Source organism: Rahnella sp. PAMC25617 (assembly GCF_050606005.1).
Taxonomy (GTDB): Bacteria; Pseudomonadota; Gammaproteobacteria; order Enterobacterales; family Enterobacteriaceae; genus Rahnella; species Rahnella variigena.
On sequence record NZ_JBOCUM010000003.1, the window covers coordinates 11,830 to 37,720 of the forward strand.

Consider the following 25,891-nt stretch of genomic DNA (forward strand, 5'->3'; position numbering starts at 1 on the left):
TTTTATTTCCTCGGCGAGAAAAAGGGCAAAACATATGGGTTTAAAAACGGCGTTAACACACACCGTATTACCCAAGCGCCGATATTTAAAACAAAGCCTCCTTTTTTCAACTCTGTTTTTTATTTTTTTTACTGCCGTCACCCTGACCGTCATTAAAACCAATACCCTTCGCGAGCAAGAACAAATCGCTCAGCGAACCGCCCGTTATGCGGCTGATTATTTACATCAACTCTCCGACACGATGGGTAAAATTGCATTACTCACGGATGAGCCCTGCAACTCCATTGCGGGTGAATTAAATCGATATGCCGCATTCAGCGTAGGTGTGCGTGATTTTCAGCTGGTGCGCGATGGAATGGTTTATTGTTCTTCTGCCTCCGGCAACCAGAGTATTCCCGCCAACAGTTCACTGCATGACATCAGTTTCGATAAAACGATGAGTATCGACCTGCAAATGGGGACGCCTGCCGTGCCTAATCGCGCGGTGATCATCGTCTGGCAGCGCAATCCCGGGGCGTATAATGATGGCGTGATTGCCACGCTCGAACTGACACTCTCGCCGTATATGCTGTTTGCTCAACCGGGTACCGGTTATCGTGGATTCGCCTTGCTGGTCGGGGATTCAGCACTGATCTCAGCCCAGGATCAGCTGGTTCCAGTGAGTAAATTACCGGACAGCCATTTTACGGAGGCCAAAATTGAAGGCTATCCGTTTACCGTGCGTCTCTACTCCCCTACCCTGACCGGTGATGGCGTGCTGTTTACAATGTCCGGTGGATTGCTGCTGAGCCTGATGGTGTGCGCCCTGATTTATCACAGCCTGCTAAACCGCCATGATGTTGAGCGCGTGATCCTGCGTGGTCTGAAAAATAAAGAGTTCTTTGTTGAATACCAGCCGGTTATCGATTCAAAAAGCCTGAAAGTGTCCGGCGTGGAGGCCCTGCTGCGCTGGCAGCATCCGATTGAAGGCCGTATCCCACCGGATGTTTTTATCGGCTACGCCGAAAATCAGGGACTAATCGTCGAACTGACCCAACACATGATGGCACTGGTCGCGGCTGACGCCCATACCTTGCAACATGCTTTTCCTGAACACGCAAAACTCAGTATTAACATTTCTCCTCATCATATGAATAAAATCAGTTTTCATGACGATGTGATGAATTTTATCGAGGCTTTACCGGAGAATGCTTTTCAGGTGGTGTTTGAAATCACTGAACGCGGCATGATTGATACCGAAGGTGCGTTACGGGAATTTAACTGGCTGCGCCGTCATAAGATTGAAATCGCCATCGATGACTTCGGCACCGGCCACAGCGCCCTGATTTATCTTGAGAAGTTTACGCTGGATTATCTGAAAATTGACCGCGGTTTTGTAATGTCTATCGATCAGAAGACCCTGATTGCGCCGGTGCTGGATACCGTCCTCAGGCTCACGGAAGAACTGAAGATCAAAACTGTTGCAGAAGGCGTCGAAACTGAAATGCAGGCAGAATATCTGCGCAATCACGGCGTGACCTATTTGCAGGGATATCTGTATAGCAAGTCGTTAGGCGTACCCGAGCTTCTGGTCTTTATCCGGGATTTCAACGAAAAAGATGCCACCTGGCAGATTTGACCTGCATCAGCCCCGCATCTTTTGTGCCATTTTTCTTTTAGGCGTCTGCATCTGGTTGTGATAAAAAGGCCGGAATCAGGGATGAAATCTAAGGCTGATGCGTTACAAGGTCTTAGCGATCAATTGATTAAGCCCGAACAATAATCTGCGGCATGGCCGCATGATGCTCTCACCCTCACAGGAGTGCTGATTCAGGATGTTTTCTCGCGTGTTTGCCGGTGTGCTGTGCCTGCTGAGCCTCAGCGCACAAGCCGAAGTCATACAGGACAGCTATGCGTTTGCCATTTTGGGCGAACCTAAATACGTCTCTAACTTCACCAGTTTTGACTACGTCAATCCCGCCGCGCCGAAGGGCGGACAGATTACGCTGGCCGCTATCGGCACCTATGACAACTTTAACCGCTTTGCCTCACGGGGCAATCCGGCGGCACGCAGCGGCTCGCTTTACGACAGCCTGTTTACCACTTCCAGCGACGAAATCGGCAGTTATTACCCGCTGATTGCCGACTCAGCCCGTTATGACAGCCAGTACCGCTGGGTCGAAGTGGACATCAATCCGCGCGCACGTTTTAACGACAACACGCCAATTACCGCCAGCGACGTGGCATTCAGCTTCAAAAAGTTCATGACCGAAGGCGTACCGCAATTTCGTGTGGTTTATAAAGGTGTGGAAGTTAAAGCTATATCACGTCTGACGGTGCGGATGGTCTTGCCGAAACCGGATAAAGACATGATGCTCGGCCTGCTGGGTTTGCCTGTTTTGCCTCAGGTGTTTTGGGAAAAACATAAATTCAACGAACCGCTGAGCACGCCACCACCGGGCAGCGGGCCTTACCGCATCAGCGATTATAAGCTCGGTCAGTACATCACTTATTCGCGCGTTCCTGACTACTGGGCCGCCAATTTACCGGTAAACCGCGGGCGTTATAATTTCGATACCATCCGCTACGACTATTATCTGGATGATAATGTCGCGCTGGAAGCCTTTAAATCCGGTGCCTTTGATTTCCGTATGGAATCCTCGCCAAAAAACTGGGCAACACAGTATCAGGGCGGCAATTTCAGCAAAAATTTCATCGTGAAAGCCGATGAAGAAAATCAGGCCGCGCAGGATACACGCTGGCTGGCTTTCAATCTTCACCGCCCGCAATTTGCCGACCGCAAAGTGCGCGAGGCCATTACTCTGGCGTTCGATTTTGACTGGATGAATAAGGCGCTCTATTTCGGTGCCTACCAGCGGGTGAACAGCTATTTCCAGAATACCGAATATGCGGCAAAAGATTATCCGAACTCTGCCGAACTGGCCTGGCTCGGGCCGCTGAAAGGTCAGGTGCCTGCGGAAGTCTTTACCTCGCTGTATCAGCCGCCCCGTTCCGATGGCAGCGGCAATGACCGCGCCAATCTGCTGAAAGCCACAGCACTGCTGAAAGAAGCGGGCTGGGAAGTCAAAGATCAGGTGCTGGTGAATTCTAAAACCGGCAAGCCGTTTACGTTTGAACTGCTGCTGCCGGGCGGCGGAAACTCGCAGTACGTGTTGCCGTTCCAGCATAATCTGCAACGTCTCGGCATCAAAATGTCGATCCGCGAAGTGGATAACTCGCAGTTCGTGCGCCGTATGCGCCAGCGAGATTACGATATGATCCCGACGGTTTATCCTGCGACGTCTTATCCGAGCAGCGATTTGCGGATTTACTGGAATACCCAATATCTGGATTCCACGTATAACAAATCGGGTATCAGCGATCCGGCCATCGATAAACTGACCGATGACATTGCAGCGAATCAGGGCAAACCCGATGCGCTGTTAGCACTCGGACATGCGCTGGATCGCGTTCTGACCTGGAATAAGGTGATGATCCCGATGTGGTACACCAATCATGAACGCTATGCGTACTGGGATAAATTCTCGATGCCAGCTGTCGCCCCGTCCAACGGAATGGAACTCGACACGTGGTGGTACGACGTGAACCGCGCAGCCCGTTTACCTGCGCAACGCCGCTGAGGAGCAGAGTGTGGCCGCCTATCTGTTAAGACGACTCCTTCTGGTGATCCCGACGCTGTGGGCGATCATCACGATTAACTTTTTCATTGTGCAAATTGCGCCCGGCGGACCGGTCGATCAGGCCATTGCCGCCATTGAAATGGGGCAATCCAGTGGCTTACCTGGCGCCAGTTCCGGCAGTGGCAATGGTAAAGCGTCACCGGGTCTGGCGCAGTTTGGCGAAGGTCAGTATCGTGGCGCACGCGGCCTTGACCCGGAAGTGATCGCCGAGATAACCCACCGTTTCGGTTTCGATAAGCCCCTGCATGAACGGTATTTTGAGATGTTATCAAACTACGTTCGCTTCGATTTTGGCGACAGCCTGTTCCGCGGTTCTTCCGTAATGGGTCTGGTGAAAAGCGCGCTGCCGGTTTCCGTCACTATCGGCCTGTGGAGCACGCTGATTATCTATCTGGTGTCTGTTCCGCTTGGCATTCGCAAAGCCGTACGCAACGGCTCTCGGTTCGATACCTGGAGCAGTTCGGTGATTATCGTCGGCTATGCCGTTCCTTCCTTTTTATTCGCTATCTTATTGATTGTGCTGTTTACCGGCGGCAGTTACCTCGACTGGTTCCCGCTGCGCGGCCTGACGTCGCCAAATTTCGATACCCTGCCGTGGTACGGCAAAGTGACCGATTATCTCTGGCATATCACATTGCCGGTGCTGGCAACGGTGATTGGCGGATTTGCCACCTTGACCATGCTGACTAAAAACTCGTTTATGGATGAAGTAGGCAAGCAATATGTGGTGACCGCGCGGGCTAAAGGGCTGAACGAGAAACAGATTTTGTACCGGCATGTGTTTCGCAACGCGATGCTGCTGGTGATCGCCGGGTTCCCAGCCACCTTTATCAGCATGTTTTTCACCGGCTCGTTGCTGATTGAAGTGATGTTCTCCTTACAGGGGCTGGGATTGCTGGGCTACGACGCCATCGTACAGCGCGATTTCCCGGTGATTTTCGGCACGCTGTATGTTTTCACGCTGATTGGATTACTGCTTAATATCGTCAGCGACATCACTTACACGCTGGTTGACCCGCGTATCGATTTTGAGGGCCGCCAGTAATGAGCCTTTTTAAACTGAACTCCGTCAGTCAGGCGCGCTGGGCGCGTTTTTGCCAGAACCGCCGTGGTTACTGGTCACTTTGGATTTTCATGGTGATGCTGATCCTGGTGCTGTTATCCAACGTCCTCGCCAACGACAAACCGCTGCTGGCACGTTATCAGGGACATCTCTATGTACCGTTTCTGGTGAATTACAGCGAAACGACATTTGGTGGTGAGCTGGAAACGCCAACCGATTATCAGGATCCGTTTGTCGTGCGCCAGATTGAAGACCACGGCTGGGCGATCTGGGCACCGATCCGCAGCAGTTATAACTCCATTAACTTTTCTACCGCGCAGCCCTTCCCTTCACCGCCTTCTTCTCAAAACTGGCTGGGCACCGACAGCAACGGTCACGATGTGCTGGCGCAAATTCTCTACGGGCTGCGGATTTCACTGTTCTTCGGCATTATGCTGACCGTACTGACTTCAGTGATTGGCATTATGGCCGGTGCCACACAGGGCTATTACGGCGGGCTGATTGACCTGCTCGGGCAGCGTTTTATCGAAGTGTGGTCCAGTATTCCGACGTTGTTCCTGATTATCATTCTGGCAAGCGTCGTACAGCCTAATTTCTGGTGGCTGCTGCTGATCACGGTGCTTTCTGGCTGGATGACGCTGGTGAGCGTGGTGCGCGCCGAGTTCCTGCGTACCCGTAACTTCGATTATATCCGCGCCGCGCAGGCCATGGGCGTCAGTGACAGCGCCATTATGCGCCGCCATATGCTGCCCAATGCCATGGTGGCGACGCTGACGTATCTGCCGTTTATCCTGTGTGGTTCCATTACTACCCTGACGTCGCTGGACTTCCTCGGCTTCGGACTGCCGCTGGGTTCGCCGTCACTTGGTACCTTGCTGATGGAAGGTAAAAACAATTTGCAGGCGCCGTGGCTTGGCATCAGCGCATTCGTGGTGCTGGCTGCCTTACTGTCATTACTGATTTTCATTGGTGAAGCCGTTCGCGACGCCTTTAATCCGTCCGCACATCATCATGAGGCGCTCTGAAATGGCAGACTCTCCTCTCTTACAAATCAAAAATCTCAGCGTCGCCTTCCGTCAGGGTAGCCAGCAGCGGGAAGTGGCCACCGATGTGTCGCTCACTATTCATGCCGGTGAAACCTTAGCACTGGTCGGTGAATCCGGATCCGGCAAAAGCGTTACCGCGCTGTCGGTATTACGCCTGCTGCCCTCTTCGGTGAGTTATCCGCAGGGCGATATCGTGTTTGCCGGGCAATCGCTGCTTCATGCTGACAGCACGACCCTGCGCCGGATCCGCGGCAATGAAATTTCGATGATCTTTCAGGAACCGATGGTGTCGCTCAATCCGCTGCATACGCTGGAAAAACAGCTCGCAGAAGTGCTGATGCTGCACCGTAATCTGCGCGGTGAGGCGGCACGCAGCGAAATTCTGCGTTGTCTGGATCGCGTGGGTATCCGTCAGGCCGCCTCGCGCCTGAGAGATTTTCCGCATCAGCTTTCCGGCGGTGAACGCCAGCGCGTGATGATTGCCATGGCGGTGCTGACCCGCCCGAAACTGCTGATTGCCGATGAACCGACCACCGCGCTGGATGTTTCCGTTCAGGCACAGATTTTATCGCTGCTGGATGAACTCAAGCAGGAAATGGGCATGGCGATGCTGTTTATCACCCATAACCTGCGCATAGTGCGCCGTCTGGCGGACACCGTCGCGGTGATGCAGAACGGTCGCGTGGTGGAACAGCAACCCCGCGCCACGCTGTTCAGCCAGCCACAGCACCCGTATACGCGCCAGTTATTACAAGCTGAACCTCAGGGTCACCCGCAACCGCTGAAAGGCGATGCTTCCGTGCTGCTCGACGTCAAAAATCTGGATGTGGGTTTCCCGATAAAACGTGGACTGTTGCGCCGGACCGTGGGTATCAAACATGCGGTGAATCAGGTGAGTTTTCAGTTGCGTCGCGGCGAAAGTCTCGGCGTGGTCGGTGAATCCGGTTCAGGTAAAAGCACCACCGGGCTGGCCTTGCTGCGTCTGATGAGGTCACAGGGCGAAATCTGGTTCGACGGCCAGCCGCTGCACACCTTTTCGCGCAAAAAAATGCTGCCGTTCCGCAGCCGGATACAGGTGGTATTTCAGGATCCGTTCTCGGCACTGAATCCGCGATTCACGGTCGGGCAGATTATTGCTGAAGGTTTGCTGGTTCACCGGAAAATCAGCGAACAGGAGCGGGAACAGGAAGTGATCCGCGCCATGCAGGAAGTAGGATTAGATCCGGAGTCGCGCCATCGCTATCCAACGGAGTTTTCCGGCGGTCAGCGCCAGCGTATTGCGATTGCCCGCGCGCTGATTTTACAGCCGGAAATGCTGATCCTGGATGAGCCGACGTCATCGCTGGATAAATCGGTGCAGGCGCAGATTCTGACGATCCTCAGTGAGCTGCAACAGCGCCACGGCCTGACGTATCTGTTTATCAGCCATGATTTGCACGTGGTGCGGTCTTTATGCCACCAGCTGATGGTATTGCGAAACGGGGAAGTGGTCGAACAGGGAGATTGCGAGCAGATTTTTACCGCGCCGCAACAGACTTATACCCGCGAGTTACTGGCAGCGTCGGACGCATTCGACATAATCGAATAGCACCGGCGAACAGGTGCAGAAGGAAATCGCCTGAAAGCATGTCGTTTCAGGCGGTTCAGAAAGGATAAAGTGCGGTGACGGATTCTGCGATCGCGGCGCCGATATTCTTCAGGCAGCAAAGCGTGGCGCTTTCATCTTCACGATGAACAAACAGGCAGGGTTCACCGTCAATTTCTACGATTGCGGCTTTAACCTGAATATCTTCTAACGCATTCGTCAGCTGGTGCATAACCTGCCAGGCGAGTTCACCCTCATGGCTGAGCAGTTTCAGGCCAATAAGATTGTTATCTTCATCGTTACCAGGCAGCGGAATCGGTTCAACTTTGATACCGGCAAAACCCGACAACCAGCGATAACTTTGCGGTAAACGATGTACTACCGAAAGTTGGATATTATTCACGTGGTTCCCCAGACAGTGATTCACACATCTTATACGAGATGTTTTTACAAAATCGCTACAACCGTACAGCTTAAGTTATAGCCGACAGTCTCCGCTTTGCCCAACTTGCGCTCAAATAATTAACATTAAATTAACGTCGCCAGATACAAAACTGCAGACTGAGCTTATTTTTATGTCTGTCTCCGGATAATCTGAGAGGCAGATCTCATTTTGGCCTATTTGTAACCTTTTCCGGCTTGATCTACAACCATTTTAATCATTTGGCGTTACTTTTAATTGCTTATTCGTTTACATTTAATATACAAATGACAATCCCGAAAAATGCCACAAGCTCATATTATTTCTTATATATTAAACAATTACAGACTAATTACGTTAAGTAACTGTCAAAGACAGTTGTTAATTTCAGCCTGAAATGAACCAGTTGGTTACAAAATTTTCCGCGGCGCATCATACGTTAAAATCTGGATCTAATGTTAATAAATCCGCACAATTTGTTTGCACAAATCCCTCATCTTTGGCTTATCATCCGCACCGTTATAAGTGGTATACCCTATCGGGACAGATATTGGCTGGAACTAACCCGCTGATAAATCTCACATTACGCAAATTATAATAAGAATCAGACAAGCGAATTCACTGCCGTTTGGCAAAACAACCCATTCCCAGCGAGAAAGAGATGGAAAACGATCCTTCAATCATTGGAAGCAACTCACCCGAAAATGGAACCGGTTTCAGTCGTCGTGAACTGCTGAAAGGGCTCACCTCCGCGATGGTGGCGACCACCCTGCTCGGCTTCCCGTTCCTGAGCCAGGCGGAGAAAGAAACCGCCACGCAAGAGCCGGTTATCTTCGGTCAGTTCTATCTGGTATCACAGGCCATCACTGAGCATAAAAATATCAGCGAAGGTTCTTCCGCACAGATTTTTAACGCCTTTTATCGTTCACAGCCTGATTTCCCCGCACAGGTCAGCAAGTTACATGCGCTGGTGAAACCGGGCCAGGCGGCGAAAGATTTGCAGGAAGTAGCAAAGCAAAACGGTCTGGGTGAACTGGTCACCAGTATCGTCACTGCGTGGTATACCGGCACTGTCGGACATGGAACCGATTCCATTTTGATTTCATACAAAGATGCGCTGATGTATCGCCCGGTGAGTGACGGTCTGATTGTGCCGACTTACTGCGGTAATGGTCCGCTGTACTTCACCGCTGCGCCCCCTGCTGCCGCGATGCCGGAATCCATGAACGCCGATCGTTTTACCAATCCTTCTGAAACAAATGTTGTGAGCAAAGCCTGATGAAAAAACCAGAATTTACTGCAGACGGCGATGCGTCTGCTGATGTGATTGTTGTCGGTTCCGGCATCGTGGGCGGCATGATCGCCGATCAGCTGGTCAGCCAGGGACATTCCGTGCTGGTGCTGGAAGCAGGCTTACGCATTGAGCGCGCTCAGGCTGTGGAAAACTGGCGCAATATGCCTTTCGAAAACCGCGCGGGTTCTGACTTCCAGGGTTTGTATCCGCAGTCAGAAAAAGCCCCTGCTCCGCTGTACTTCCCGGAAAATAATTACGTCCACCTGACCGGGCCGAGCGCCAGCAGTTTCAAACAGGGTTATCTGCGCACCGTCGGCGGCACTACCTGGCACTGGGCAGCGTCCTGCTGGCGTCACGTTCCTAACGATTTCAAAATGAAAACGTTATACGGCGTGGGCCGCGACTGGCCGATTTCATACGATGAACTCGAACCTTATTACTGCCGCGCGGAAGAAGAAATCGGCGTCGCGGGCCCGAATGATCCTGAGCTGCAATCCCCTTCCGAGCGCAGCAAACCCTATCCGATGGAACAGGTGCCATACGGTTACGGCGATACGCGTTTCGCTGAAATTGTGAACCCGCACGGTTACCGTTCGGTGCCAATCCCACAAGGGCGCAGCACGCGTCCGTGGAACGGTCGCCCGACCTGTTGCGGTAACAACAACTGCCAGCCGATCTGCCCGATTGGCGCGATGTATAACGGTATTGCTCACGTGGAGCGCGCAGAAAACAAAGGCGCCGTGGTGCTGGCCGAAGCGGTGGTCTACAAAATCGACACCGATGAAAACAACAATGTGACCGCCGTTCACTGGCTGGACAGCGATAAAAAATCGCACAAAGCCACCGGTAAAGTTTTCGCACTGGCCTGTAACGGTATCGAAACTCCGCGTCTGCTGCTGATGGCGGCTAACGAAAAGAATCCGAACGGCATCGCCAACTCGTCTGATCACGTTGGCCGTAACATGATGGACCACTCCGGTTTCCACTGTACGTTCATCGCCAAAGAGCCGCTGTGGATTGGTCGTGGTCCGGCGCAGAGCAGTTGTCTGGTCGGCCCGCGCGACGGCGATTTCCGCAAAGATTATTCTGCCAACAAAATGATCCTCAACAACATCAGTCGCGTGATCCCGGCGACGTCCAAAGCGTTGCAGATGGGGCTGGTCGGTAAAGAGCTGGATGAGGAAATCCGCCGCCGCTCGATCTTTGGCGTGGACTTATCTATCAGCCTGGAACCGTTGCCGGATCCGAATAACCGCCTGACACTCAGCACCACCCGTAAAGATCCGCACGGTCTGCCGTGCCCGGACATTCATTACGATGTCGGCGATTACGTGCGTAAAGGTGCAGAAGCCGCGCATAAGCAGCTGGAACACATTGGTTCTCTGTTTATGGCCGAAGAATTCAACATCACCACCAGCCTGAACGCCAATAACCACATCATGGGCGGCACCATCATGGGCAGTGATCCGAAAGATTCCGTGGTGAACGGCGAATGCCGTGCGCACGACCACGCTAACCTGTGGTTGCCGGGCGGCGGTGCGATTCCGTCGTCCAGCGTGGTCAACAGCACGCTGACTATGGCCGCACTCGGTCTGAAAGCGGCAGACGACATGGCGAAAAAACTGGCAGGTGCAGCATGAAAAAACTTCTCACCGCCTGTCTGCTGAGCGCCGCGTTCGGGGGCTTTGCCGCCAGCGCGATGGCCGATGACACTCAGGCTGCACTTATCCATCAGGGTCAGGACGTCGCGACAGCCGCTGACTGTCAGGCCTGTCATACGGCGCCGGAAGGCGGCAAGCCGTTTGCCGGTGGCTATGAAATCCACTCGCCGATGGGCACGATTTACACCACCAACATCACGCCGTCGAAGCAGTTTGGTATCGGTAATTACACCGAAGAACAGTTTACCCGTGCGGTACGTGAAGGCGTTCGCCCTGACGGTGCAAACCTGTATCCGGCCATGCCTTACACCTCTTACAGCCATATGAGCGATGCAGACATGCACGCGCTGTATGTCTATTTCCAGCAAGGGGTGAAGCCGGTCGAGCAGCCGAATGTTGAAACTGCCCTGCCGTTCCCGTTCAACATGCGTATTGCCATGGCGGTCTGGAACATGATGTACCTCGACAGCACGCCGTTTAAGCCGGATCCGTCGAAAAGCGAGCAATGGAACCGTGGCGCCTATCTGGTGAACGGTGCCGGTCACTGTGATACCTGCCACACGCCACGTAACCTGATGATGGGTTCGGTGACGGATAAACCCCTGGCGGGCGGCATGGTCGGCCCGTGGTATGCGCCGAATATCAGTTCTGACCCGGTCAGCGGTATCGGTAACTGGTCGCAGGCTCAGCTGGTGGAATACCTGAAAACCGGTCGTACCGCTGGCAAAAACCAGGCGGCAGGCGGCATGGCAGAAGCGGTGCAAAACAGCCTGCAATACATGTCTGACACTGACCTGAACGCGATTGCGTTCTACCTGAAAAACAGCACGCCGGTACGTGACCCGCGTGATACGCAGGCGGCGGATACTTTCGGTAAGCCGGTGAATGTTGAAGAAGGTCTGCGCGGTGCGCATCCGTATAACGCGAACAAAACCATCGATAACGGGGCGGCATTGTTCAGCGGCTATTGCGCCAGCTGCCATCAGCCGGATGGCTCCGGCAGCGAGAATCAGGCGTATCCGTCGCTGTTCAACAACACCGCGACCGGCATGGGCAACGCATCTAACCTGATTTCCGCCATTCTGTATGGCGTGGATCGTCAGGTCGGCGACCATCACGTGCTGATGCCAAAATTCGGCGTGGGTTCGTATGTCGGTCAGCTCGACGATCAGCAGATTGCCGATATCTCTAACTATGTGCTGAAGAACTACGGCAACGCGGCTATTCAGGTCAGCGCACAGGATGTCGCGGTGTTACGTGCAGGCGGTCCGGTCACCTTGCTGGCAAAACTGCAGCCGTTTATGGCTCCGGCAATGGTCGCGGGCGTCATAATTCTGCTGGTGCTGATTTTCTGGCTTGGCCGGAAACGCAAAACCAAAGCGGCGTAATCCGGATACTGAAATGCAAAACGGCCCGTAACGGGCCGTTTTTTACTTAACAGATTTATTCTAAATATTGAGTTACAGTCCCGTCGAAGGGCACTTCCAGACCATCCAACTCAATTTCCTGACCGAAATCAAAACTGACACTGTCAATCCCGGCCGGAATAGTAGTCCAGACAATTTTTCCCTCCTGATAAACGCCGCCATTACTGATATAAGTCGGGGGGACGGGTGTCCCATTAATACTTATCACAGGATTATTAATCGTAAGGGAACCCGTGTTAGGTACAGGATTAAGCTGGATATCTTGTCCTTTGATGAGCAATGATGTCAGCGCATTCATTCCTGCCAGAGGTGACATGTCTGCGATATGATTTGTATCAATACTCAGTTGTTTCAACTGGGTCAACGTTGAGAACTCTGAAATATCCAAAATATTGGAGCTTTGCAATAAAGATTTTCCAGTGAGGTAAGATTCTCTATCCCAGGATATGTTTTTATCATATTTGCACTCAGATTCAGACTCACTAAATTACGCATTTCTGAAATAAAATCAGCATCGTACATATCGTTATTGTTCATATCCAAATCTTTAAGATTGATCAACCCCTTAAGCGATGCGCCGCTGGCAATGTGGTTACCACCCACAGAAAGTTTTGTCAGTTGTGTAAGTCCGGCCAGGGGATCAACAGCAGTCAGTTTATTATATTCAAGATTCAGATCATCGATATTTATTAAATATTCCGCACCGGTAATATCTGCAGTCCCGGTTTCCGCACAAGATATTAAACCGGTCAGACTGGCTAGTTGCGTATCTGTGATTGGTGCAAGAGGATAGTCAGACTCCTTAAGATGGCCATTCAGACATTTATGAAATTTATTATCGGGAACATTGACGATCTGAGTTGCAAAACTTACAGAGGTAAACAGTGTGCTCGTCAACATAAGGAGTAAAGCGGGGAAATTATTCTTTTTGAAATCCATAATCTACATCTCCATATTAGCTTGCTAGGTTAATTTCAAACTCACCATATCATTAATATTAAGTTTTGAAATTAGCTAATTAAATTAGTAGATCATGTGTTTTATAATCTTCCTTTTTGGAAAAATTAAATACCCCATTAAAAAAAGTTAATGCTTTATATGAATGTATAACTGGCTGGAAATAGATATACCACCATTATTTCCAGCTCAGTGCATTTAACCGCGTCCCACCAGCGGCATGGCGCTCGCCATGACGGTCATGGTCAGCACGTTGGTATCCAGCGGTAAACCGGCCATAAACGCCACCGCCTCGCCGACGCGTTCCACCGGGATCACCGGTTCTTCGGCAATATGTCCGTCGGCTTGCATTCTGCCCGCCAGCGCCTTATTGCCCATATCTGTGGCCGCATTACCGATATCAATTTGCCCGCAGGCAATATTAAACGCTCGCCCGTCCAGCGCCGTGGACTTGGTCAGCCCGGTAATGGCGTGTTTGCTGGCGGTGTAGGGTGCGGAATTCGGGCGCGGCGACTGTGCTGAAATCGAGCCGTTATTGATGATGCGTCCGCCCTGCGGCGATTGCTGTTTCATCAGTTTCACCGCCGCCTGCGTACATAAAAATGCGCCGGTCAGATTGGTATTGATCACCGACAGCCAGTCTTCCACCGGCAGTTCTTCGATTGGAACATCCTTTACGTTATTACCGGCGTTATTGAACAGTAAATCCAGACGCCCGAAGGTTTCCTGAATATCCTGGAACAGCGCGGCGACCGATTGCGGGCTGGTCACATCCAACTGACGCGCCACCGCCTGTCCCGGCGCAAACAGCGCGACAGCCTGCTCCAGCTTTTCTTTGTTTCGTCCGGCCAGGATCACGGTAAATCCAGTCGCTTCCAGCGCTTTGGCGGCGCTCAGGCCAATACCGCTGCCCCCGCCAGTGATTAATGCGATTTTGTTCATTGGGCCTCCTAGACCGCAGCTAACATGCCGCCATCGATGAATAAAAGATGACCATTTACAAAATCTGAGGCCTTAGACGACAGATAAACCGCGCCGCCGACCAGCTCTTCCGGATTGCCCCAGCGTGCAGCCGGAGTGCGTTTGCACAACCATTCTGAGAACTCTTTGTTATTCACCAGGGCCTGTGTCATATCCGTTTTGAAATAGCCCGGCGCGATGCCGTTGACCTGAATATTGTAGCGCGCCAGCTCGACACACATGCCGCGGGTCAGCATTTTTACCGCACCCTTTGAAGCGGCGTATGGCGTGATGGTGTCGCGACCCAGCTCACTTTGCATCGAACCGATATTGATGATTTTGCCGCGCTCGCGCTGGATCATGTATCGCGCCACCGCCTGAGAAACCAGGAACACAGATTTCTGATTCACGGCAATCACGTCGTCCCAGTCTTTTTCCGGAAACTCAGTGAATTTATGGCGACGCTGAATACCGGCGTTATTTACCAGCACATCAATCGGCCCGATGGTGCTTTCGATATGATCAATCGCCTGATTCACCGCCCGACTGCTGGTGACATCAAAAGAGACGGCATGGGCGATAAAGCCTTCTGCACGCAAGGCTTCAGCCGCTTTTTCCGTTGACTCCGGTTGCGTGCCGTTAACGATAATTTCTGCGCCATGCTGCGCCAGCCCTTTCGCCAGCAGGAAACCCAGACCGCGCGTCGAGCCGGTAATCAGAATCTTTTTATTATCCAGTGAAAAGAGATTTGTCATGACGTTGGCCTTATTGAATGCTGATTTAAAAAGTTAGCTTCACTACACCGGTTTACCCCGCGCCAAACTGTGATGCAGATCACCTGCCGGAATGTTAAAAAACCCTGTTACTCCCGGTGTGATCCTCATCATTTTGATAACAATTTCCGGCGCTTTCTGTTTCAATAACAAGATATCTTTGCAGGCCCAATCAGGAAAATTCCGCATGAGAAATCAGCGCGTGACACTACAGGACATCGCCCAACTGGCGGACGTCACAAAGATGACGGTCAGCCGTTTTCTGCGCACGCCGGAAAAGGTGTCTCCTGAAACCCGCGAACGCATTACGAAGGTGATGGAAGAAGTGGGATATCCGCTGGAAGAAGCCCGCGGACCGGCCAAAGCGCCGCGTATCGGCATCTTAGTGCCCTCGTTCAACAACCAGATTTTCTCCGATTTGCTGGCTGGCATTGAGTCGGTCACTTCCGCACAGGGCTTTCAGACGCTGGTGGTCAATTACGATTACAGCAAAGAACGCGAAGAAGAACATATCGTCAATCTGCTGGGTTATCAGCTGGCAGGGCTGATCCTGACCGATTCCGTGCATACGCTGAAAGCCGATAAGTACCTGAATGCTTCTGAAATTCCTGTCGCACAGGTGATGGATCTCGATGACACGCACGGGCGCATTGCGGTCGGTTTTGATAATCAGCAGGCCGGTTACGATATGGCGAATACCCTCCTCGCCAGCGGCAAAGAGCATGTGGTGTATTTCGGTTCGATGTCGGATGCCCGTGACCAGAAACGTTATCAGGGTTACAGCCGCGCCATGACTGAACGCGGTCTGACGCCGGTACATATCACGCCCAATAAAGTTTCATCGGTGTCTATCGGCGCCGGAATGTTAGCCATGGCGCGTCAGTTATATCCGCAAACTAACGCGATTTTATGTACCAATGACGATATTGCGGTCGGCGTGTTACAGGAATGTATCAAATTAGGCATCCGCGTTCCGCAGGACATGGCGATTTCCGGTTTCCATGGATTAGATATCGGGCTGGCGACCACACCATTACTGGCGAGCGTGATCACGCCGCGCTTTGAGATGGGTAAAGTAGTAGCGGAGATTTTGCTCAAAAAAATCAGAAATTTGCCGACAATCGAACGCGTGGATCTGCACTACCGGATTTCCCTCGGCGGCACGATTTAATTCTTCTTTCAGCCTCCATTTCACCCCTCAATCCTGCACGCTAACTCCGGTGCAGGATCACGTATGTGGTAACACCTTTTCTTAACATAATTCAACGTGACGCCTGTCACGAAATACTTTCCTCAAAATGCTTTTATTAAGTCATCGCCGAAAGACGAAATAGTAATTAGTAAATTAAACGTCGCATTGAACATGCTCCAAATAATTCGGGTTGCGGGAAGGCGGCAAGGCTGTTAATCCCCGGGAGCTTACACAAGTAAGTGACCGGGGTTGGCGGGCGCAGCCAACGCATCTGCAACCTGAAGTATGACGAGCATCACCGAGGATCACAGAATGGATAATAAGATTCCTAAGGCCCGCTGGTTACGTGTTATTACACCAATACTTATCGCCTGCATTATTTCCTTCATGGACAGGGTTAATATTAGTTTCGCCATGCCTGGCGGAATGGATGCTGAATTAGGTATTACCGCATCAATGGCCGGTCTGGCCGCCGGTATATTCTTTATCGGTTATCTATTCCTGCAGGTTCCGGGTGGCAGTCTGGCGGTTCACGGCAGCGGACGGAAATTTATCGCCTGCTCGCTGATTGCCTGGGCGGTGATCTCCATCCTGACCGGCTTTATCACCAATCAGTATCAGTTGCTGTTCCTGCGCTTTGCGCTGGGTGTGGCAGAAGGCGGGATGTTGCCGGTGGTGCTGACCATGGTTAGCAACTGGTTCCCGGATAAGGAGCGCGGTCGCGCCAATGCTTACGTGCTGATGTTCGCGCCGCTCGGCGGGATGATCACCGCGCCGCTTTCGGGTCTGATTCTGGATACGCTCGACTGGCGCTGGTTGTTCATCATCGAAGGGGCATTGTCTTTCGTGGTGATGATTTTCTGGTGGTTCACCATCAGCGACCGTCCGGAAGAGGCGAAATGGCTGTCAGAGCGTGAACGCGACTACCTGGTGACGGAGCTGAACCGCGAACGTGAAGCCCTGAAAGCGCTGGCACCGGTGAATAACGCGCCGCTGAAAGAGGTGTTCCGTAACAAGTCTATCGTCAAACTGATCATCATAAACTTCTTCTACCAGACCGGGATTTACGGCTATACATTATGGCTGCCGACCATTTTGAAAAACCTGACCGGCGGTGACATGAGTTCAGTCGGCATGCTGGCGATTATCCCTTACGTCGGCACCATGCTGGGGATTTTGGCGATGTCGGTGCTGTCGGATAAAACCGGTAAACGCCGTATGTTCATCGCCCTGCCGCTGTGTGGTTTCGCAGCCTGCCTGGCGGCGTCCGTGGCGTTCGGTCATAACATTATGGCGGCCTACGGGTTCCTGGTCGGTGCCGGTTTCTTCCTGCAAGCCGCGACCAGCGCCTTCTGGACTATTCCGGGCAAAGTCACCACGCCGGAAGTTGCGGGCAGCGCACGCGGTGTGATTAACGGTCTGGGGAATCTGGGTGGTTTCTGCGGGCCATATCTGGTCGGCGTGCTGGTCAGCCTGTACGGTCAGAGCACCGCGATTTATGCGCTGGTAGCCTCATTGCTGATTGCCGCCGCAGTCACGACGTTACTGCCGAAAGAGTGCGATATGGCGCTGGTGCCGGGCGCAAAAGCCAAAGCCATGGCCGACGAATATGCCCGTGCCAAAGCAGCGCGACGCGTTCAGGGAGTGAAAGCAGAAGTGATTTAATGCTTCTGCTCTTTCCCCTCTTACGAGGGGAAAGAGCAGTCTGAGTTATGCCGTTTCCGCAGTGACTTTCGCCGGACGGCTGGCGTAGAGATACAGCAGCGTCGCAGCCAGAATACAGAACGCCATTGAACCGACCATCGGCCAGGCGCTTTTTGCAGTAAACAGTGACAGGACCGAACCAATCGCTGCACCGGTGCCGAAGCGGATCGTCCCCGCCAGTGAAGCCGCAGTACCGGCCATATGCGGGAAGTCATCCATAATCACCGCCATGGCGTTTGACGTGACCATCGCAATCACACCGACATATCCCGCCACACCAATCACCATCGCCCAGAACGGCAAACCGAAGGTACAGACGATCACCAGCCACATGCCCATCGTCAGCTGCACAAACAGCCCGAAGCGAAACATCTTCACCGCCCCCGCACGACGCACATTACGGCTGTTAATGAGAGTCAGGATCACCAGCGCCACAATGTTCAGCGCGAAGTAAAAACCGAAGTGCTGCGGCGAAACGCCATTCAGTTCGATATAGACAAACGGACCGGCGCTGAGGAAGGAGAACATCCCGGCGAACGAGAAACCACTCGCCAGCATATAGCTCAGCACGCGTTTATGACGGAACAGTGAGGCAAAGTTACCGACGCTGGTACGCAGATGAAATTTCTGCCGTCGTTCCCTGGGCAGCGTCTCTTTGATATAGACCCCCACCAGCGTGGCGGCGATCAGCGCGGCAATTGCCATCGCCCAGAAAATCGCGTGCCAACTGAAAACCGCCATCAGCAGCCCCCCGAGCATCGGTGCAAGCAGCGGTGCGACGGTCATGACCAGCACCACAAAAGACATCATTCGCGAGAATTCGTCTTTGGTGAACATATCGCGCATCAGGGCATTGATAACGACACTGGCGGCGGCGGCGGCAAGACCATGCAGGAAGCGCATCCAGACTAGCTGTTCGACCGATTGCGCCAGCGCACAGGCACCGGCAGCGACGGCAAAAACCAGCACGCCCCAGAAGATAACCGGCTTACGCCCGAGGCTGTCCGCCATCGGTCCGTAAAACAACTGCCCTATCGCAAAACCCAGCACATAGGCGCTGAGCGTCATTTGCACACTGCCCGCCGGAACACCATATTCCTGCGCGATGACGGGCATACTTGGCAGATACATATCGATGGCCAGTGGCATGAGCATCGATATCAATCCCAGGATGAAAATCAGTCCGATGTGGGATACCGGTTTTTCTTGCACTTTCAGCTGCTCCAGTTTTAGGAAAAACTAGCGCGAGGGAACGCCAACGCTGGCAATTTCCTGCGCGGTTAAAGGCCGGTACTGACCCGGTTCTAAATCTTCATCCATCACGATTTCACCGATACGTTCACGATGCAGACCCACCACGCGGTTACCCACGGCGGCAAACATACGTTTCACCTGATGATAACGGCCTTCGCTGATGGTCAGGCGCACCAGGCAATCTTCGATTTTCTCGAGTTGTGCCGGTTTGGTCAGGGAATCTTCGTTATGCAGCTGAACACCCGCTTCAAACTGCGCAGCGGTATCGTCAGCCAGCGGATTTTCGAGATTAACCAGATAGGTTTTTTCGCAGTGATGACGCGGTGAGGTGATGCGGTGTGACCACTGGCCGTCGTCGGTCATCAGTACCAGACCGGTGGTGTCGATATCCAGACGCCCTGCCGCATGCAGCTTGTAGGCCACCGGTTCTTCGAGGAAATACAACACCGTCGGATGATCAGGGTCATCGGTAGAACACACGTAGCCCTGCGGTTTGTTGAGCATGAAATAACGCGGGCCGGTGATTTGATCCAGTACGTTGCCGTCAAATTCGACACGCTGCTCAGGGCTGATTTTCATCGCACCCGTTTTAACGATTTCGCCGTCAACGGTGACACGTTTGTTGCGAAGCTCACGCAAAACCAGCGCGCGGCTTACACCTAATTGCTGAGATAGAAACTTGTCCAGACGCATTGAGTAGACTTGCCTTCATGGCGATCTGAGTGATCGCGTTACTGATAAAACACAAGACCCCGCCGTCGCTATAGGCAACTGACAGGGTTCAGGGTTGTTCGATTCGTAATAATTGCAACGAGTTATTATTACTTAGAGGAGGCAGACAGGCTGCCACATTGAGGCGAACAGTATAGCCGCGCAACCGGTCAGGAAGAAGGAAAATAAGCAGGCTAAACATTCACGTCAGGTGATTTTTTTGCTCATCGCTATAGCCCTGATTTCTTGGCATACTCCACTACTGTCTTTATTAACAGTAAAACTACAGGTGATTGTTGCCGTGACCGCTTTTACGCTTCGCCCCTATCAGCAGGATGCCGTGGATGCCACCCTGCGTCATTTCCGCCAGCATGACGAACCGGCAGTGATCGTATTGCCGACCGGCGCGGGGAAAAGTCTGGTGATTGCCGAGCTGGCGAGAGTAGCGCGCGGCCGCGTTCTGGTGCTCGCCCACGTCAAAGAGCTGGTGGCGCAAAACCACAGTAAATACCTTTCTTACGGTCTGGAGGCGGATATTTTCGCCGCTGGCCTGAATCTCAAGCAAAGCAGCGGCAAAGTGGTGTTTGGCAGCGTGCAGTCCGTCGCGCCTAATCTGGCAGAATTCAGCGGTGAGTTTTCCCTGCTGATTGTCGATGAATGCCACCGGATTTCCGACGATGACAACAGTCAGTATCAGCAGATCATCGGCCATCTTAAGGCACAAAATCCGCGTCTGCGCCTGCTCGGCCTGACCGCCACACCTTACCGTTTAGGCAAGGGCTGGATTTATCAGTATCACCATCAGGGCATTGTGCGTGGCGATGCGAACAGTCTGTTTCGCGACTGCATTTATGAACTGCCGCTGCGTTACATGATTAAAAACGGTTTTCTGGTGCCACCTGAGCGGCTCGATATGCCGGTGGTGAGCTACGATTTCAGCCGGTTACAGGCCAACAGCAGCGGGCTGTTCAGCGAAGCAGATCTGAATGACGAACTGCGTCAGCAAAAGCGTATCACGCCGCACATCATCAGCCAGATTGTTGAATTTGCGCAGGATCGCAAAGGCGTGATGATTTTCGCCTCGACGGTGGAACACGCGGGTGAAATCTTCGGGCTGCTGCCCGACGGCGAAGCGGCGCTGATCAGCGCACAAACGCACGCCGTCGAGCGCGACCGGCTGATCAATGCGTTTAAAGCGCAGCAGTTACGCTATCTGGTGAATGTGTCTGTGCTGACTACCGGCTTCGATGCGCCGCATGTGGATCTGATCGCCATCCTGCGCCCGACCGAATCCGTCAGCCTGTATCAGCAGATCGTCGGCCGCGGGCTGCGGCTGGCGCCGGGCAAAACCGACTGCCTTATCCTCGATTACGCCGGTAATCCGCACGATCTGTTTACGCCGGAAGTCGGCAGCCATAAGCCTGCGGGCGATAACAAACCGGTGCAGGTGTTCTGTCCCGCCTGCGGTTTTGCCAATATCTTCTGGGGGAAAACCACGGAAGACGGCACCATCATTGAGCATTTTGGCCGCCGTTGTCAGGGCGTGCTGGAGGATGACGAGGGCAATCGCGAACAGTGCGATTTCCGTTTCCGCTTTAAAAGCTGCCCGCACTGCGGCGCGGAAAACGATATCGCCGCGCGACGCTGTCATCAGTGTCAGGAAATTCTGGTTGATCCGGACGATATGCTGAAAGCCGCGCTGCGCCTGAAAGATGCGCTGGTGCTGCGCTGCGGCGGCATGAACCTGGAAAACGGTCGCGATGACAAAGGCGAATGGCTGAAGATCACCTATTACGATGAGGACGGCGCGGACGTTTCCGAGCGTTTTCGCCTGACGACGCCCGCCCAGCGCATGGCGTTTTTACATAATTTCCTGCGTCCGCACCAGCGTGCGCCGGGCGTGCCACTGGAATGGAATACCGCTGCGGATATCGTCGCGCAGCAGGTTTTACTGCGTCATCCGGATTTTGTGGTGGCACGCATGAAAGGCCAGTTCTGGCAGGTACGCGAAAAAATGTTCGATTATGAAGGCCGGTACCGGCGCGCAAATGAGCTGCGCGGGTGAGTAAACCAGCGATTTGTATTGCTGCCGCTGCCCTGCTCCGGTATCATACCGCCCGCTTTCGCCTTGAGTGAAAGCCGCAGTACTCAACTCGTCACTCGGTCGCAGGTGGCGGGGCACATTTTAGAAGTAGTTCTAATCGAGAAACATACAATGATCACTATCAATGTAGAAGTACGTCCACAGGACGAGCAGGGCAAAGGTGCGAGCCGCCGCCTGCGTACAGCTAACAAATTCCCAGCTATCGTTTACGGTGGCTCAGCTGCTCCGGTTTCTATCAAACTGGACCATGATTCTGTTAAGAACATGGAAGTTAAAGCGGAGTTCTACTCTGAAGTTATTACTCTGGTTATCGACGGTAAAGAAACCAAAGTTAAAGTTCAGGCTGTACAGCGTCACCCGTTCAAGCCAAAACTGGCTCACATTGACTTCGTTCGCGTTTAATAACGCGACTTTACTCTCTGAGTAAAAAGTTAGTGCGCATCGGGACGCCGTGCGAGAACAAATAAAAAACACCGCCCAGGCGGTGTTTTTTATTGCCTGAAATCTGCCGATACCCTAAATAATTCAGGTTGCAGAAAGGCGGCAAGTTCGTGAATCCCCGGGAGCTTAGATAGCTAAGTGACCGGGGTGAGCGAACGCAGCCAACGCATCTGCAGCCTGAAGTATGACGGGTATTATTTATTGCCCGCTTTACGCTGTAACTGATCCCGCAAATTCGGCGGTGTGCCTTTAATGGTCAGGGTATCGGTCGCCGGATCCCAGAAAATGCGTTCGCCCATCAGCATGGCATCGAAGTTGATGCTCAGCCCACCGCCGCTGCCGGCGAATTTGGTCAGCTGACGCAAGGTGCTGCGATCCGCCGGGAAGGTTTCTTCCAGCTGATAGCCCTGTTCCTGGGTAAATTCTTTGAATTTCTTATCATTCCACGGCGGCAGCTCTTCGGACAAATCATCCAGAGCGATTTCTTCGCCCGCCTGCAACTGCTCGTTACAGTAGGTATAAACCTGCTGACGGTAATTCTGACGCTCGTTCTTATCGAGCTGCGCTTCGGTACAGAAGTCATCAACCGCCTGCAACAGGCCGCGGTTCTGTGCTTTGGTATCCAGACCTTCAGACGCGCCCAGGAAATCCATAAAGAAATCAGAAACTTTTCGCCCTACCCGGCCTTTGAGGAAAGTCAGGTAACGGGTAGATTCCGGATTGGTTTCCCATTCGGTCAGATCAATGCGCGCCACGATATCGGCATGATTGATATCGAGGTAATGAATGCTGCTGACATCCAGTTGCTCGTTGACGCGCATACTGCTGCGGCTGTTAAGCACCGCCACCAGTAAATATTCCACCGCCAGGAAGCGGTAATGACAAAACAGCACCACGCCGCCTTCGGCAAACGGATACTTCGCCAGCTCATCACGCAGACGGCCGGTCGCAGCGCGGCTGAATGACAGAAAATCGTCGTCCCCTTTGCGGCAACTGCGCAACGCCACAGCCAGTTCGCTGTCTTCATTGAACAGACCGTAGGCTTTACTTTTGGCGCTGTAGACGCGGTGCAGCTCGGCCATCATTTCATCAACGGCCGCATTCGGCGTCAGAAGCGTATCGCGCAGCACAACATCCAGCGTTTGCTCGTCACGTTTGTTCAACTGGTGCAGAGCAATCTGCTCAATATCCAGACTCATGGGGACTTTCTCCTGTGTGAATTGCAGCCGTGTAAGAAGGGTTTGCCTGCGGGGCGTATTCAAACACCGAAGCTCTAAAGCCGCAACCGCTCATACCTTAGAAATGGGGATTTAATGAGATAAAAACCCCAAAATAATTCGTGTTTCAGGAAGGCGGCAAACGAAGAAATCCCGATGAGCTCACTCCGGTAAGTGATTCAGGTGACTGCGCACAGCCAACGCATCTGTAACCCGAAGTATGAAGGGGTTATAAAAATGCGGAAAGTAGGTCTGTGATCGGCTAAGATATTGGACTTTGTCAGATCAAGAAGCACAATACTCTATGGCACAATCATCCCGTTACAGTGACGAACACGTTGAACAGATCCTTTCCGAGCTGGCGACTGTTCTCGAAAAGCACCGCGCCCCGACAGACCTTTCTTTGATGGTTCTGGGCAATATGGTGACTAACCTTATTAATACCAGCGTCGCTCCTGCACAACGCAAAGCCTTGTCCCAGTCTTTTGCTAAAGCGTTGCAAGCGTCGATAAGAGAAGATAAAGCCCATTAATTCACAAACTGCCCAATACCTCTCATGGTGACAAATCGTCAGCGCTATCGCGAAAAAGTATCCCAGATGATCAGCTGGGGGCACTGGTTCGCCCTGTTTAATATCCTGCTCATTCTCGGGCTCGGCAGCCGCTACCTGTTTGTTTCAGACTGGCCTTCTTCTTTGCAAGGGCGTATTTACGCGCTGGTTAGCTGGCTTGGGCATTTCAGCTTTATCGGATTCTCTGCTTATTTGCTGATTATCTTCCCGCTGACCTTTGTGGTGATGTCGCAACGGCTGCTGCGGTTCTTGTCTGCCATTCTGGCGACCGCCGGACTGACACTGCTGCTGGTTGATACCGAGGTCTTTACCCGTTTCCATCTGCATATCAATCCGGTGGTGTGGGAACTGGTGGTTAACCCCGGACAAGGCGAAATGGCGCGAGACTGGCAGCTGATGTTTATTGCTGTGCCGGTCATTTTCCTGCTCGAAATGCTGTTTGGCACCTGGGCATGGCAGAAACTGCGCAGCCTGAACCGCCGTAATTTCGCCAAGCCGATTGTGGTGCTATTCATTGCCAGTTTCTTTGCGTCGCACCTGATGTATATCTGGGCGGATGCCAATTTCTATCGTCCGATCACCATGCAGCGCGCGAATCTTCCGCTCTCGTACCCGATGACGGCACGTAAATTCCTTGAGAAACACGGCCTGCTGAATGCCGAGGAATACCAGAAACGGCTGATCGAACAAGGGAATCCTGAAGCGCTGGCAGTGGAATATCCGCTGAACTCCATCAGCTTTGCGAAAACCGGTTCGAAATATAATTTGCTGATGATTGTGGTGGATGGTGTTCATACCGCCACGCTGGATAAAGATATGCCAGCGCTGAGTGATTTCGCCAATCATAACATCCGTTTTGACCAGCATTTCAGCTCCGGCAACCGTAATGATACCGGCCAGTTCGGCCTGTTCTACGGGATTTCCCCAAGCTATATGCAGGGCATTCTGGCGGCTCGCAAACCTTCTGCACTGGTGACGTCACTGGAGCAACAGGGTTATGAATTTGGTCTGTTTGCCTCGGACGGCTTTAACAGCCCGTTGTACCGTCAGGCCTTGCTGACCGATTTCACCTTGCCACCGCCGGTTAAACAGTCCGATGGGCAAACCGTGAGTCAGTGGCAACAGTGGCTGAACGTGCGGGGTAATGGCCCGTGGTTCTCTTACGTCAATCTGAACGGCATCAGCGCGGCGTTACGTCAGGAGAGTGAAAGTGTGCCGACAGGTAACACCTTCATTCACCGCTATCAGGCCGGTGCTCTGAGTGTTGATGACCAGATCAAGTCCATCCTGCAATCGCTGAAAGACCGCGGTGAGCTGGATAAAACCGTTGTGGTGATCACGGCGTCTCACGGTATTGAATTCAACGAGAACGGCACCTGGGGTTCAGGCAATGCCATGAACCGCCGCCAGTTGCAGGTTCCGCTGATCATTCACTGGCCGGGCACGCCTGCGCAAAGTATCAATAAGCTGACTGACCATGCGGATGTGATGACGACGCTGATGCAGCGTCTGTTGCACGTCACGACGTCACCGGCGGATTATTCGCAGGGTGAAGATTTGTTTGCTGCCAAGCGTCGCCATAACTGGGTAACCACCAGCGATGACGGAACGCTTATCATCACGACACCAGATCAGACGCTGGAACTGGAAAGCAACGGCGATTACCGCGCCTTTGATACCGACGGCAAACGGATTAAAGATCAGAAACCGGAGCTGGGTTTACTGCTTCAGGTGCTGACCGATGAGAAACGGTTCCTCGCGAACTGATTTCCCAGCCATAAACGTAATATGAAGAAAGGCCTTCACCGTGGTGAAGGCCTTTTGTTTTCT

The 25,891-nt window shown here is 52.7% G+C and carries 22 protein-coding genes; 14 read left to right on the forward strand and 8 right to left on the reverse strand.

Features of this window, described 5'->3' with window-relative positions; genetic code table 11:
• The first annotated feature begins 34 nt into the window (after window positions 1–34).
• The 5 genes from ACM615_RS02290 to yejF all read left to right on the forward strand — a co-directional run bounded on the left by ACM615_RS02290 (window position 35) and on the right by yejF (window position 7,377).
• Window positions 35–1,618 (forward strand): cyclic di-GMP phosphodiesterase, encoded by a 1,584-nt coding sequence (locus ACM615_RS02290; protein WP_431011374.1) that lies wholly within the window; start codon window positions 35–37, stop codon window positions 1,616–1,618.
• A gap of 196 nt (window positions 1,619–1,814) precedes the next feature.
• Window positions 1,815–3,620, forward strand: a complete 1,806-nt coding sequence (locus ACM615_RS02295; protein ID WP_431011375.1) for an extracellular solute-binding protein — start codon at window positions 1,815–1,817, stop codon at window positions 3,618–3,620.
• Between the two features lie 10 nt (window positions 3,621–3,630).
• Window positions 3,631–4,725: a microcin C ABC transporter permease YejB gene (locus ACM615_RS02300; protein ID WP_112287842.1), complete on the forward strand. Its 1,095-nt coding sequence runs from the start codon at window positions 3,631–3,633 to the stop codon at window positions 4,723–4,725.
• Window positions 4,725–5,768 carry an ABC transporter permease gene (locus tag ACM615_RS02305; RefSeq protein ID WP_112287841.1) on the forward strand — a complete coding sequence of 348 codons (1,044 nt, stop codon included), beginning with the start codon at window positions 4,725–4,727 and terminating at the stop codon, window positions 5,766–5,768. The genes ACM615_RS02300 and ACM615_RS02305 overlap by 1 nt, the downstream gene beginning before the upstream one ends.
• 1 nt (window position 5,769) lies before the next feature.
• Entirely contained in the window at window positions 5,770–7,377 is a 1,608-nt protein-coding gene (yejF, locus tag ACM615_RS02310; RefSeq protein WP_431011376.1) for a microcin C ABC transporter ATP-binding protein YejF, read from the forward strand.
• Window positions 7,378–7,432: 55 nt separating this feature from the next.
• On the opposite strand, the gene ACM615_RS02315 is transcribed toward yejF, so the two are convergent.
• Window positions 7,433–7,777 carry a YejG family protein gene (locus ACM615_RS02315; RefSeq protein WP_112287839.1) on the reverse strand — a complete coding sequence of 115 codons (345 nt, stop codon included), beginning with the start codon at window positions 7,775–7,777 and terminating at the stop codon, window positions 7,433–7,435.
• A 679-nt stretch (window positions 7,778–8,456) separates the two neighbouring features.
• Between ACM615_RS02315 and ACM615_RS02320 the strand changes: the two genes are divergently transcribed.
• Genes ACM615_RS02320 through ACM615_RS02330 form a run of 3 tightly spaced genes read left to right on the forward strand, consistent with a single transcriptional unit; the run spans window position 8,457 to window position 12,138 of the window.
• On the forward strand, window positions 8,457–9,074 hold the full coding sequence (locus tag ACM615_RS02320; protein ID WP_112287838.1) for a sorbitol dehydrogenase family protein: 618 nt from the start codon (window positions 8,457–8,459) through the stop codon (window positions 9,072–9,074).
• Window positions 9,074–10,729 carry a GMC family oxidoreductase gene (locus ACM615_RS02325; protein WP_113877465.1) on the forward strand — a complete coding sequence of 552 codons (1,656 nt, stop codon included), beginning with the start codon at window positions 9,074–9,076 and terminating at the stop codon, window positions 10,727–10,729. The genes ACM615_RS02320 and ACM615_RS02325 overlap by 1 nt, the downstream gene beginning before the upstream one ends.
• Window positions 10,726–12,138 carry a c-type cytochrome gene (locus tag ACM615_RS02330; RefSeq protein WP_431011377.1) on the forward strand — a complete coding sequence of 471 codons (1,413 nt, stop codon included), beginning with the start codon at window positions 10,726–10,728 and terminating at the stop codon, window positions 12,136–12,138. Before ACM615_RS02325 ends, ACM615_RS02330 begins: the two co-directional genes overlap by 4 nt.
• 55 nt (window positions 12,139–12,193) lie before the next feature.
• Here the strand turns inward: ACM615_RS02330 and ACM615_RS02335 are convergent, their stop codons facing one another.
• From ACM615_RS02335 to idnO, 4 genes are all read right to left on the reverse strand, one after another.
• Entirely contained in the window at window positions 12,194–12,541 is a 348-nt protein-coding gene (locus ACM615_RS02335; protein WP_431011378.1) for an Ig-like domain-containing protein, read from the reverse strand.
• Window positions 12,538–13,116 (reverse strand): leucine-rich repeat domain-containing protein, encoded by a 579-nt coding sequence (locus ACM615_RS02340; RefSeq protein WP_431011379.1) that lies wholly within the window; start codon window positions 13,114–13,116, stop codon window positions 12,538–12,540. Before ACM615_RS02340 ends, ACM615_RS02335 begins: the two co-directional genes overlap by 4 nt.
• Before the next feature lie 216 nt (window positions 13,117–13,332).
• Complete coding sequence (locus ACM615_RS02345) at window positions 13,333–14,076, reverse strand: SDR family oxidoreductase (protein ID WP_112287835.1); 744 nt, start codon at window positions 14,074–14,076, stop codon at window positions 13,333–13,335.
• An 8-nt stretch (window positions 14,077–14,084) separates the two neighbouring features.
• Complete coding sequence (gene idnO / locus ACM615_RS02350) at window positions 14,085–14,849, reverse strand: gluconate 5-dehydrogenase (protein ID WP_431011380.1); 765 nt, start codon at window positions 14,847–14,849, stop codon at window positions 14,085–14,087.
• 205 nt (window positions 14,850–15,054) lie between these two features.
• On the opposite strand from idnO, the gene ACM615_RS02355 reads away from it, so the two are divergent.
• Window positions 15,055–16,038, forward strand: a complete 984-nt coding sequence (locus ACM615_RS02355; RefSeq protein ID WP_431011381.1) for a LacI family DNA-binding transcriptional regulator — start codon at window positions 15,055–15,057, stop codon at window positions 16,036–16,038.
• A 333-nt stretch (window positions 16,039–16,371) separates the two neighbouring features.
• Window positions 16,372–17,724, forward strand: a complete 1,353-nt coding sequence (locus ACM615_RS02360) for an MFS transporter (protein ID WP_037036162.1) — start codon at window positions 16,372–16,374, stop codon at window positions 17,722–17,724.
• A gap of 45 nt (window positions 17,725–17,769) precedes the next feature.
• Here ACM615_RS02360 and ACM615_RS02365 read toward each other — a convergent pair whose 3' ends face one another.
• Both ACM615_RS02365 and rsuA read right to left on the reverse strand, forming a co-directional pair.
• Window positions 17,770–18,975: a Bcr/CflA family multidrug efflux MFS transporter gene (locus tag ACM615_RS02365; RefSeq protein WP_129639032.1), complete on the reverse strand. Its 1,206-nt coding sequence runs from the start codon at window positions 18,973–18,975 to the stop codon at window positions 17,770–17,772.
• A gap of 27 nt (window positions 18,976–19,002) precedes the next feature.
• The gene (rsuA, locus tag ACM615_RS02370; protein ID WP_431011382.1) at window positions 19,003–19,710 is read right to left on the reverse strand and encodes a 16S rRNA pseudouridine(516) synthase RsuA; all 708 of its coding nucleotides are present in this window, start codon (window positions 19,708–19,710) and stop codon (window positions 19,003–19,005) included.
• A 319-nt stretch (window positions 19,711–20,029) separates the two neighbouring features.
• On the opposite strand from rsuA, the gene ACM615_RS02375 reads away from it, so the two are divergent.
• Together ACM615_RS02375 and rplY are read left to right on the forward strand one after the other, a co-directional pair.
• Complete coding sequence (locus ACM615_RS02375) at window positions 20,030–21,793, forward strand: DEAD/DEAH box helicase (RefSeq protein ID WP_431011383.1); 1,764 nt, start codon at window positions 20,030–20,032, stop codon at window positions 21,791–21,793.
• 150 nt (window positions 21,794–21,943) lie between these two features.
• Window positions 21,944–22,234 carry a 50S ribosomal protein L25 gene (rplY, locus tag ACM615_RS02380; RefSeq protein WP_113877459.1) on the forward strand — a complete coding sequence of 97 codons (291 nt, stop codon included), beginning with the start codon at window positions 21,944–21,946 and terminating at the stop codon, window positions 22,232–22,234.
• A 233-nt stretch (window positions 22,235–22,467) separates the two neighbouring features.
• Here rplY and yejK read toward each other — a convergent pair whose 3' ends face one another.
• Window positions 22,468–23,472: a nucleoid-associated protein YejK gene (yejK, locus tag ACM615_RS02385; protein ID WP_119822553.1), complete on the reverse strand. Its 1,005-nt coding sequence runs from the start codon at window positions 23,470–23,472 to the stop codon at window positions 22,468–22,470.
• A gap of 322 nt (window positions 23,473–23,794) precedes the next feature.
• On the opposite strand from yejK, the gene ACM615_RS02390 reads away from it, so the two are divergent.
• Both ACM615_RS02390 and yejM read left to right on the forward strand, forming a co-directional pair.
• Window positions 23,795–24,022 (forward strand): YejL family protein, encoded by a 228-nt coding sequence (locus tag ACM615_RS02390; RefSeq protein WP_104921319.1) that lies wholly within the window; start codon window positions 23,795–23,797, stop codon window positions 24,020–24,022.
• A gap of 24 nt (window positions 24,023–24,046) precedes the next feature.
• Complete coding sequence (gene yejM, locus ACM615_RS02395) at window positions 24,047–25,828, forward strand: LPS biosynthesis-modulating metalloenzyme YejM (RefSeq protein WP_113877457.1); 1,782 nt, start codon at window positions 24,047–24,049, stop codon at window positions 25,826–25,828.
• Window positions 25,829–25,891: the final 63 nt, after the last annotated feature.